This is a genomic window from Oleiphilus sp. HI0066, assembly GCF_001635725.1.
Window position 1 is genome coordinate 1 of record NZ_LWFH01000887.1, and the last position, 2,043, is coordinate 2,043.

Sequence of the window (2,043 nt, forward strand, 5' to 3'; positions counted from 1 at the left end):
AGTGTTTTGCGCGGTAGCTAAACACTAAGAAACCAAACACGCTACCAAAGACTCTTCCCAAGTGGCATCAACGTCATCGCAAATGATTTCAATGCGGCTTTCGTAGGCTTCGCCAATCTCGAACAATGACAGTTCATTGTCGGCGAGATTAAAGCCACAAACACCTTGATTGGTAATGAATACGGCTTTCATGCGCTCGACATTTAAGCTGCCCAAAAAAGCCTGCAGTTTGACTAGGTCGAATTCGTCGCTTGGTGGAATTGTCCATCCGACGCTTTTAAACCCTTCACCAGAATTTTCGGCTTTGTTGATTGCACCTTTGCTTGAATTAGGATTTGAATCATGCTGATGGTCGTGGTCGTGGTCGTGGTCGTGGTCGTGGTCGTGGTCGTGGTCGTGGTCGCAAGCCTCTGCTTGTGACTTTCCAAATGCGGTTTCGCCAACTAGCCACTCGGTCTTTAATTCTGCAAAGGCGCTGTATTCAATCGGCGTAAGTCCAAGACCTTGTTCGAATAAAAATGTCTTGAGCGTTTGCTTGTTGTTTGCGTCATACAAATCGCTTTTATTCGCTACGATTCGATCGGCAATGTGAAGCTGTTGCAAGAAGGTTTCATGGGTGGTGTAGCGCGTGTCATCCAATTTTCGCGCATCAACAAGTGTAATCGTTTGCTGGATATCGATCACTTTACGATTGAATTCATTAGAGAGTGTTTCGAGCACTTCTACTGGATGACCGAGTCCTGTTGGCTCGATGAGCAGGCGATCAGGCTTGGCGCGACTAATGAGCTGATTTAGCGCCATTTGCATGGGCAGACCATTCGTACAGCACATGCAGCCGCCGGGTAGCTCTTTAATGAAGATGGCGTTTTTGTCTGAGTTTAAGCCTTCGAGTAACGCGCCATCGATACCAATTTCACCAAATTCATTGACGAGTACGGCCCAACGTTCGTTCTCAGGTTTCTGCTTTAGTAAGTGAACGATAGCGGTGGTTTTTCCAACGCCTAGAAAACCGGTGATGATGTTGCAGGGAATAGGTGCGATGTGGTCGTGGCTGTGGTTATGATTACTGTCTTGCAAAGGTGTTTAGTCCGCGAAAGTTAGGCAGTCTGTGCGTTGCATACTGGGCAACGGCAGCTCATTTCGATTTGGGTACTTTCTAGTGTATAGCCCGCATCGGTAACATTGTTTTGGAGTTGCTGAATAATGTCATTGGGAATCACGACTTCGGTAACGCTATTACAGTTATTACAAATCAAAAACTGCGGGGTACCATGATCATGCCCACAGGTAATATGCGCGCAGGCAACATACTTATTGGCAATGTCGAGCTTATGAACAAGTTGCTCTGTCTGAAGGAAATCAAGAATACGATACACTGACATCGCGGGCAGAGGGGCTTTAAATTCATCTTTGAGGTAATCAACAAGCTCGTAAGCAGAGAGTGCTTTTTTTGATTCAATCAACGCAGAGAGGACTTGTTTTCGCTTATCGGTTAAGCGAACGCCTTTAGCTTTACACTGTTGCTCGGCGCTATTGATGATCTTGTTTATTTGGCTCATTAGAACTACTTAAGTCGTAAGGATGTTCACGATATAACATATCATTTATAGCCGCAATGACTCTTTTCTAATCAATGCTGAGACTTGTTTAAGTCTGATTTTTGATGGCTTTTTGAGGGAATCTTGGTACCACTGATACATCGCCTCGTATTCTCTCATTTGTAAGTACTCGTTTGATTTGTGCTCACACCCAAGAGTATCAATCCATATAAGTATCGCAATGTATTCAATGCTGTACTGCTCGCTTAGCGCATAAGTATTGTTTTGAAGCTCTCGCACCTCAATTATCTGATGGAAATCGTCCGCAAAGTATTGAATAACGTCGTTTCGCACAGCGAAAATGTTTTAAAAGACCAGTGTAGATTAGTTGCAATAATAGTAGGTCTGGCTATTTTGATAAGGTTCTGACCCTGCTTTCGTTGTGTTTTTTATCAGGACACAGAGCATGATAGCCAACTAGCTATTTCAGGATAATCTAGAGTCA

General features: G+C 44.2%; 3 protein-coding genes. All 3 read right to left on the reverse strand.

The window, feature by feature from the left end:
- Positions 1 to 24: 24 nt before the first annotated feature.
- Genes A3738_RS10460 through A3738_RS10470 form a run of 3 tightly spaced genes read right to left on the reverse strand, consistent with a single transcriptional unit; the run spans position 25 to position 1,892 of the window.
- Positions 25 to 1,077: a GTP-binding protein gene (locus A3738_RS10460; protein ID WP_197472286.1), complete on the reverse strand. Its 1,053-nt coding sequence runs from the start codon at positions 1,075 to 1,077 to the stop codon at positions 25 to 27.
- A 20-nt stretch (positions 1,078 to 1,097) separates the two neighbouring features.
- Positions 1,098 to 1,559: a Fur family transcriptional regulator gene (locus tag A3738_RS10465; protein WP_068500824.1), complete on the reverse strand. Its 462-nt coding sequence runs from the start codon at positions 1,557 to 1,559 to the stop codon at positions 1,098 to 1,100.
- Between the two features lie 45 nt (positions 1,560 to 1,604).
- Positions 1,605 to 1,892 (reverse strand): hypothetical protein, encoded by a 288-nt coding sequence (locus A3738_RS10470; RefSeq protein ID WP_068500827.1) that lies wholly within the window; start codon positions 1,890 to 1,892, stop codon positions 1,605 to 1,607.
- Positions 1,893 to 2,043: the final 151 nt, after the last annotated feature.